This is a genomic window from Actinoplanes aureus (assembly GCF_015704865.1).
Lineage (GTDB): Bacteria > Actinomycetota > Actinomycetes > Mycobacteriales > Micromonosporaceae > Actinoplanes > Actinoplanes aureus.
Map to the genome: position 1 here is coordinate 1 of NZ_JADQTO010000068.1, position 8,301 is coordinate 8,301.

At 64.4% G+C, this 8,301-nt stretch carries 6 protein-coding genes; 4 read left to right on the forward strand and 2 right to left on the reverse strand.

What is annotated here, in order from left to right:
- Positions 1-194: 194 nt before the first annotated feature.
- The 3 genes from I4J89_RS48725 to I4J89_RS52195 all read left to right on the forward strand — a co-directional run bounded on the left by I4J89_RS48725 (position 195) and on the right by I4J89_RS52195 (position 2,472).
- Positions 195-1,358, forward strand: coding sequence for an IS110 family RNA-guided transposase (locus I4J89_RS48725; protein WP_196421045.1), 1,164 nt, complete (start codon positions 195-197; stop codon positions 1,356-1,358).
- 84 nt (positions 1,359-1,442) lie between these two features.
- Positions 1,443-2,231, forward strand: a complete 789-nt coding sequence (locus I4J89_RS48730) for an IS110 family transposase (RefSeq protein ID WP_309238807.1) — start codon at positions 1,443-1,445, stop codon at positions 2,229-2,231.
- Positions 2,125-2,472 carry a transposase gene (locus I4J89_RS52195; protein WP_373688228.1) on the forward strand — a complete coding sequence of 116 codons (348 nt, stop codon included), beginning with the start codon at positions 2,125-2,127 and terminating at the stop codon, positions 2,470-2,472. Before I4J89_RS48730 ends, I4J89_RS52195 begins: the two co-directional genes overlap by 107 nt.
- A gap of 747 nt (positions 2,473-3,219) precedes the next feature.
- Here the strand turns inward: I4J89_RS52195 and I4J89_RS48735 are convergent.
- Positions 3,220-3,540 carry a hypothetical protein gene (locus tag I4J89_RS48735; RefSeq protein WP_196421046.1) on the reverse strand — a complete coding sequence of 107 codons (321 nt, stop codon included), beginning with the start codon at positions 3,538-3,540 and terminating at the stop codon, positions 3,220-3,222.
- A gap of 32 nt (positions 3,541-3,572) precedes the next feature.
- A complete protein-coding gene (locus tag I4J89_RS48740) occupies positions 3,573-6,554 on the reverse strand; it encodes a hypothetical protein (RefSeq protein ID WP_196421047.1) in 2,982 nt (993 codons plus the stop codon).
- Positions 6,555-7,925: 1,371 nt separating this feature from the next.
- Here I4J89_RS48740 and I4J89_RS48745 point away from each other — a divergent pair.
- Positions 7,926-8,075, forward strand: a complete 150-nt coding sequence (locus I4J89_RS48745; RefSeq protein WP_196421048.1) for a hypothetical protein — start codon at positions 7,926-7,928, stop codon at positions 8,073-8,075.
- The last annotated feature ends 226 nt before the right edge of the window (positions 8,076-8,301 follow it).

Below are 8,301 nucleotides of genomic sequence, written 5' to 3' on the forward strand. Positions count from 1 at the left end.
CAACGACTACAGCCGCGAGGTGAGGCAACACCGCAGCAAGATCAGAAGAACGCACGGCGGCCGACCATACACAGTGGATCAGAAGACGCCAGGGTCAGTCTCGGGTCACGAAAAGTGGGTCAGATCCAGATCCACTCTTCAGGAAGCGGCGACACCGTCGACACCCATCGTCGGCTCGAGGGAGAGGCAAGCACATGGGCCAGGTCATCATCGGCGTAGACCCGCACAAGCGTTCCGCGACCGTCGAGGTCATCGACCAGCGCGAGCGCGTGCTCGGCAAGGGCCGATACAGCACGGACACCGATGGCTACCGGGCCATGCTGACCGCCGGTCGTACGCATCCCGACCGGATGTGGGCGGTCGAGGGCTGCAACGGCATCGGCCGGCACGTCGCCCAGCGTCTGCTCGCCGACGGCGAAACCGTCCTGGACGTGCCCGCGAAGCTGTCCGCCCGGGCCCGGGTGTTCGCCACCGGACAGGGCCGCAAGACCGACCCGGTCGACGCGCACAGTGTCGCGGTGGCCGCGCTGCGCACCCCAGGCCTGCGCCGAGTCGAGATCGATGACACCACGGTCGCGTTGCGGTTGCTCGTCGACCGCCGTGACCAGCTCGGTCGGGCCCGCACCGAGCTGGTTTCCCGGCTGCATCACCTGCTGCTTGAACTGGTGCCTGGCGGCGCGAAGAAGGACCTGTCCGCCCAGCAGGCCCGGGCCCTGCTCAACACCGTGCGGCCGCGGGACGTGGTCGGCAAGACCCGCCGCTGGCTGGCCTCCGAGCTGATCCACGAGCTGGTCGTCATCGACAAGAAGATCAAGGTCGCGAAGCAGGAGCTCACCGACCTGGTCGCCGCCACAGGCAGCGGTCTGATGAACCTGCACGGCATCGGCTCGTCCGGTGCCGCCCGGCTGCTCGGCGACATCGGTGACATCGCCCGCTTCCCAAGCCGTGCCCACTTCGCCTCGTGGAATGGCACCGCACCCATCGACGCGTCCTCCGGTAATCAGGACCGGCACCGGCTGTCGCGTGCCGGCAACCGGCGCATCAACCGGGCGCTGCACATCATGGCCATCGTCCAGCTGCGTCACGACACCGAAGGGCGCCGCTACTACCGGCGCAAACTCGCCGCCGGCAAGACCTCGATGGAAGCGCTGCGCGCGTTGAAACGCCGCCTGTCCGACCTCGTCTACCGGCAGATGCTCGCCGACACCGAGCAGGCCGGGACGGGCCCGGGAGGACACGTGGGGGCGACTCTGACATCCAGCGCGGCCGACCCAAACCCCAAGATCGACACTTCGGAGAAGTCACTTCCCGGACCCGCCGCAACCCACCCTAAAACACCAACCCTCATCGGGGGTTGATGGCATGAAGGAGCGGGGCCTCGCTCCGCGTGACTCCCGGCGGGATGCTCGGGGTGCTCACGTCAATCGACGAAGGAGGCCCCTGTGTCAGCAGCGTACGACGAACAGCAATACGTCGGTATCGATCTGCATCGGCGCCGGTCGGTGATCGTGCGGATGGACCAGGCCGGGCGGCAGCTCGGCAGTAAGCGTATCGACAACGACCCGATGGCCTTGACGGCGGAGCTTGCGCAGGCCGGAGAAGATCCACAGGTGGTGCTGGAAGCCACCTACGGCTGGTATTGGGCCGTCGACGTGCTGCACGACGCCGGGGCCCGGGTGCACCTGGCGCACCCGCTCGGGGTGAAGGGGTTCGCCTACCGGCGGGTGAAGAACGACATGCGTGACGCCGCCGATTTGGCGGACCTGCTGCGGATGGGCCGGCTGCCCGAGGCCTGGATCGCCCCGCCGCCGGTGCGCGAACTGCGGGAGCTGGTGCGGCACCGGGCGAAGCTGGTGGCCTGGCGCAGCGGGCTGAAAGCGTCGATCCATGCGGTCCTGGCCAAGCAGGGACTGCGGCCGGCCGTGACGGATCTGTTCGGGGTCGCCGGGCGCGGATGGCTGACCGCGGCGCCGGTGGAGGCGGCGTATCGGCTGCGGGTCAACGCCCTGCTGCGGCTGATCGACGCCATCGACTTCGAGATCCGCGCGGTCGGCGGGCCGCTGCGTCGCCCTGGCCGGCCACGCCGGGTTCACCGCAGTGCAGCAGGTCCCCGGCGTCGGCCCGGTGCTGGCCGCGATCTTCGTCGACGAGATCGGCGACGTCACCCGGTTCGCCACACCCGCGCATCTAAGTTCCTGGGCCGGGCTGACGCCCAAACATCGCGAGTCTGACACGGTCGTACACCGCGGGCCGAACACCAAGCAAGGCTCTGCGCTGGTGCGCTGGGCCGCCGTGGAAGCCGCTCAGGGCGCCCGCAACGCCGACTGGCTGACCGAGACGCGCACCCGGATCGCGGAACGACGCGGCCGCAACATCGCCACCGTCGCGGTGGCCCGCAAGCTGCTCACCTTCGTCTACTACGGCCTGCGCGACGGGCACATTCGTGCTCTCGAGCAGGCCAAGGCTGCGTGAGCAGGCTCGGACGTGACCGGACGCGGGTCGTTCTGTGTCTGACCCCCGTCGGCCGGCGGCGTGGTCGCGGTCTTGATTGACCCCGCCCGGTCACGGTCGTAGATCACCATGCCGAACCACAGGGCGAATGGATGACCGGCAGCCGAGCCTCGGCCTGCCCTCCGGACATCACCGGAACCTGGCGAACACGACCAACCCATACCCAGCAACTCCACTGACACCGGGGTGGCGGAACCTCGCATGCGCAGCGCGACCTACCGCCGCCGCAAAGCCCCCCAAAACCCCTACTTGACCGGCCCCGCTCCTTCATGGATGACACAGAGGGGTGCCAGATCCGTGCAACGCTGGATCATATAGGTCGTCGCGATCAGCAGACTGACTTTGGCCGATAGATAGTCGGCCGTCGAACTCTGCCTGCGTGGTGGGGCCTCGATCACCGTGAGGTTTGTGAGACCCCGAGTATCCCGCCGGGAGTCACGAGGAGCGAGGCCCCGCTTCTTCACGCCATCGGGGTTCGGCTGGACATGGAGATCGTGGACGGGTACGACAGCACAGGCGAGGCTCCCGGTCGGGGCATCAGGTTTGGTCGACTGCTGGCTTTACCTGGAGCCCTCTCATCAAATTTCCGGGCACGCCGCACCTGTCCTGAGCTGCAAGATCAGCTCGGAAAAGCTAAGCATGAAGGGTCGTGACCCACTTACGCAGGTCACGACCCCTCAACCAAAGCGGCACCCAGCCAACCAGGCCTTACTCAGCAGACTCGACTTGAGGGACCTCGTTGCCGCGCTCATCAACGACCGACCGGCCTCCCACGGGCTGCTTTAGTCGGCCAACGGCCTCCTTGGCGATACCAAGGTCTGGTTGTACACCATCCGCCGCCTCGTAAAGCACTCTTATTCTTATCTGCGTTGAGCCTTCCTCTATAATCTCAATATGTCCAGGTGAATCACTCGGCCCCTGTATGTAGGTGATGGTTATGTCGTTGTCTCCGGGTCCGGGCCGGAAGCTTTCCAGGTCGGCAGAGGTTTCGCCGTCGCTGCATCCAGACAACGTCAATGCAAGCGCCACGGCAACTGCACTAGACGCAAATTTTATTGCTTTCACCTCGTTTCCAAGTGCCCCGGAAATCCAAAATACGCGTCTCGAATGTCGGTGAATATCTCAAGGCATTTGTCCAACGCGCCGGCGTAGTGATCATCTCCGCCACCGCCATTACTGCCATGGTGGATGCCCTTGGCGACCACACTTCCATCGGAATTGACGGTGTACACCGGACCGCCGGAGTCACCCGGGCGAGTACACCATCCCTTCTTCTTTTCGCTCACGACTACATTCCGAAGCCATTTGCCGTCACTGTTCACCGTTGCTCCGGTTGACTTGACTTTCCAGCCACAGATCTCGCCACCGTAGGAACCGCCTGTACAGTATTGGTCGCCCGGCTGAGCCCTTCGGTGCCACATCGCCCGAACTGTGTAGCGGGCACTACTACTGCTCACGCCGCGGTAAATATACGGGTAGATTTTTCCGGACGGCACTCGAATGAGTGACATATCCCCCCGGTACACTTTCTGTTGCGGAAGGTATTCTGTTCCTCGAGGACCGTAGTTTTCACTCATAATTGAGCCTAGCGCATCGCCGGAATTGGTTTGTACGGCTTGGCCACTCACAGCGGCGCAGTGGCCCGCCGTTAGCATCCCTGATCTGCTGGCATCTATCTTCCATGAGAAAGCGTTGGTGCACTTTCCGCTCAGGCCAGGAAATTTGATTCGCGCTCCACCGGTGAAGGGTGATTCGTCGGCTAGGCGGCCCGTTTCGGCTTCAGATTCTGGATTCGCTTCCCTCACGAGTTGCACTTTATCGCCGAACATTTCCTCCAGTGCTTGCGCGGCAGGACTCGTGATGTCGGTCATCGTAACCGCGACTCGCCCGGTCTCCCGGTCCACTTCTGTCATCCAGATATCCGCGGAGGCCAGCGACGCGTTGTTCTCCACCGCGTTGTGCAGTTGTTCTCGCAGGCGCTCGGTTTCGGCGCGGCTGACTGTAGTAATGGCGGTGTCCATTTCGACACCCTCAACCTTTTCCTGCCCGAGGATTGCCGCTTCCTCGGCTGTGTTCTCCTCAGGATCCGAGCCGGAGGTCGGATCGGGCTCGAGCGTTCCGTTCTCGAGCGCCTCAGCCTTCTGCTCTCCCGCGGCTGTCACCACGTCGACGACGACTGCCGAGCCTTCCACTGTCGCGTAGCCGAATTCTTCCGGGTTGCCTTCGGCAAGCTCATCGTAGACACCGAGCGCGTCTCGGAGGTCCTCCGGAACCGGCTCGTTAACGTCGTCAGCAGCGACGATAACGACACCCTTGTTAACGGTGAATTCGCACCACGCCGTCCAAGGTCCGGAGCTGCCGCCGGTGGCGCCACGTGTGCGCCACCGATATAATCCGCCATCAGCTAGTTTGCCGGCAGGCACCACTGCTGTGAAAACAGTGCCCGAGGCCTGCGGTGCGGAGGTCGACGTGAACAAGGCTTCCCCGCCCAGCTGGGTGAGCTCAAACTCAGCATGCGCCTGAGCGCCAGCGGGAGCATTAATCTCGACGTGCAGGGCCGGCGTGATGTTGTCGGTCGTCGGGCGGTCTTCTCCACTGACGCAAGAGGAACCCTCGTCGATCGACGGGTTACTAGCTGTCACGTCGAAGGTGAAGCTCACCTCCACGAAGGGCACTCTCGACGCATCGGTGTAGTTACGCGACCAGAACTGCTTGTACTGGCTGTAGTCGGTCTCGTCAGTTGCGCGCAAACCCATAGTCGCTGTGCTGACGTTGTCGGTTGCAGCGCGCCGGAAGAAGCTAGTCGCCTCCGCGGTCACCGTGGTGTCGTAACAGCTAGTCTCGGTTGACGTAGACTCCTGGTGGAGCCATTGTGGTTGGTTGTCCCACGCGGTGTCGGCCGAAATAGAGCCTGTAGTCCAGAGTTCCCACGGAACCGATTCGCACGTACTCGACCACGGATTCGTGAAGTGCGCCGTTGCAGACTTTACATAGGAGCCGCGCAATGCGGTCGTATCCCAGGACACGAAGGACCGGAACGATAGCGTGTCGTCGTACGTGCCCAAGAACAACGAGTCCGCATCTGGCCAGCCATAGGGATAGTTCTTAACAACCGTGGTGCTATTGATAGTGGTGAGCCGGTCAACCTCTGGGTCAATTGTCACTGGGTAAACCGTGTTGCGGTCAGCCAGCCATTTCTGGTCGGGTTTGAGGTTGAGCATTACGCCGGCGGCTCGTCCGGATGTCGGCGCCGTGCTGGTGACGTCCACCGCGATCTGGCGAGGCACCGGCGGCCGGTTCCGCCCATCCGACCGCGCGTCCCACATCATGGGTGTCGGGATGTCGGCCACCTGTCGACCGTTCGCATCTCGAACGCGAATCTGGCCTCGCTTGTCCTCCGTAGCGGCCCGGACGCCCGCTCCGCTTATTGGCAAGGAAATTTCCTTGACGTACCGCGCAGCAGCCGTAGCGGACTTCACCACCGCGAATTGTTCAAAACCGGTCGAAGTCGCCTGGACAACGAGGTCAACGCCGGGAAATACCTCGGCGTAGGTGGCTTTGCTGCCGTCAAGGTCCGGTTCTGGCAGTGCGCCGTTCCAGCCCATCGCCACCCGCTCTGCCCCTGTTCCCAGAGACGCCAGGTCGCCTGAGGCTGCAGAGCGTGCACCCGACATTCGCAAGCTGTCCGGGTGCGCAACCGGCGCCACCGACCCGTCGGCCATGCGGCGCAGCGTGAGGTCTACCGGCACCCAGGCCCCGTCTCGGCGAAACCGTACTGCTTCGGTTGAAATAATTCCTGTAACATGGCCGTCTGGCGTGGCGAAGTACTCCGCCCTTTCCGTGGCCATGTTCGTAATCGCCACACGCTGACCACTTTGCCTCGCGGCCGCAAGTGCTGAGGCCGCGTCAGGTCTGGCGAGTTCGGAGATTCCCAAAGGGCCTTTTCCATGCGCAGGCACCACGGTGGCGAGCGTTACCGTCATCGTCAGGCTGGTCGCGGCAGCCAAGCCGCTGAATGCCCACCTACGGACGGCGTGGTGCATGCGGGCCGTCCCGGCCTTACTTTCCATTGAGCTGGTCCCGTCCTAGTTGATCTTGCGCGATCACGGTATGGTTGCTGCCTTCAATGACATAGGGATCAATCTCCGGAAGTTTGCGCCAAACAGTCCTGCGCGGTGACCCATATCGCGCTGTGACTAACTCCGGTTGGGCGCAGCATTCTGCCCATTCAGCGGATATGAACGTGCCGCGAGCCACCTACCAGCTCGTCGTAGTTACCAACGGCATGGCGTGCATCACCCTGCGGCGCGAGCGAGGACGCTGGCGGTCAGACGAGCGCCCCGAGCGCACTGAATGCCCAGCCCGCTAGCCAGGTCTCGCTCTCGCAGCAAACCCTCTGTGTCCTCCATGAAGGAGTCGAGCCGGTCAACTGGTGGTTTCACGGTCTTCTGTCCCGGTGGCGGACGTGCCAGGGGCACGCGAGTCGCGCCTGCCTCGGTGGGGGCGGCGTTGATCGCAGTGGTGTGGGTACGTTCGCCAGGTGCCGGTGATAGCCGGAGGGCGGGCCGAGGCTCGGCTGCCGGTCATCCATCCGCGCCGCTGGTGGGGCATGGTGATCTACGACCGTGACCGGACGGGGTCAATGAAGACCACGACCAAGCCGCCGGCCGACGGGGGTCAGACGCAGAACGGCCCGCTTCCGGTTACGTTCGAGCCTGCTCACGCCGCCGCGGCCTTCTCGAGGGCACGGAGGTGCCCGGTCGCGCAGGCCGTAGTACACGAGAGTGGGCAGATTGCGGGCCACCGCGATGGTGGCGATGTTGCGGCCGCGCCGTTCCGCGATCCGGGCACGTGTCTCGGTCAGCCAGTCGGCGTTGTGGCGCCTTGGCGGCTTCGTCGGCGGCCCAGCGCACCAGCGTGGAGCTTGCTTGGTGATCCGCCCGCGGTGCACGACGGCGTCGGATTCGCGGTGCTTGGGCGTCAGCTCGGCCCATGAGCTGAGCTCAGCTACGCGGGCGTGGCGAACCGGGTGACGTCACCGATCTCGGCGACGAAGATCGCCGCCAGGGTGGGGCCGACGGGCGTGACCGCCTGGTGGATCAACTCCGACGGGTGCTTGGCGGTGTGAGGGTCAATCGTGGATCGCCCAAGCGTGTCTCGGGTTTGCGGTCTTTGGTGTTGTCCCGTGCGCCGCTCCGCCCTACGACAGAGCGGCGGCCTTCGCTCCAGGCCATCAACAACCGTTGACAACACCGGCGGACGCCGAGTCGACAGTGGGATCGGCTCCGCACGTAAGGATCTGTAGACAGAGACGAGCCGACGCATCGGGGAAGCCGCGGTCGTCATATCACCGCTGTCCTGGCGCGATCGCTGAGCGATGCCGATGCGCGCTACCCGGCGACGGTGAGGGCTCGGTGTACCACCGCGCTCTGTTCGGCGTCGAGCAGATGGGCCGTGCGGCCAGCAGCGAGGGCGTACAGATCGATCGCGGCCCTGGTCGCGGCCGGCGCACTGACCGGGACGACGCCCAGCGCGCGGTCCTGCGCCGCCTCCGCTTGCGGTGACTTAGCGTAGTCGACGGTTGCTCGCGGCCTGTCCCCGCAGATGTGCCGACGTCAATGGCTGCTGTGTGCTTCGTGGCGTACGCGGCTCTGCAGTTCAAGGGCTCTGGCAAGATTTTCGTAGCGGAAGATCACTTGAACGGGGAATGGTGAGGAATGCCGTCTTCGAGCGATCCTGCCGATATGTGGTGTTGAACTCGCTGACCTCCTGCCCCACCTGGCACCGGTC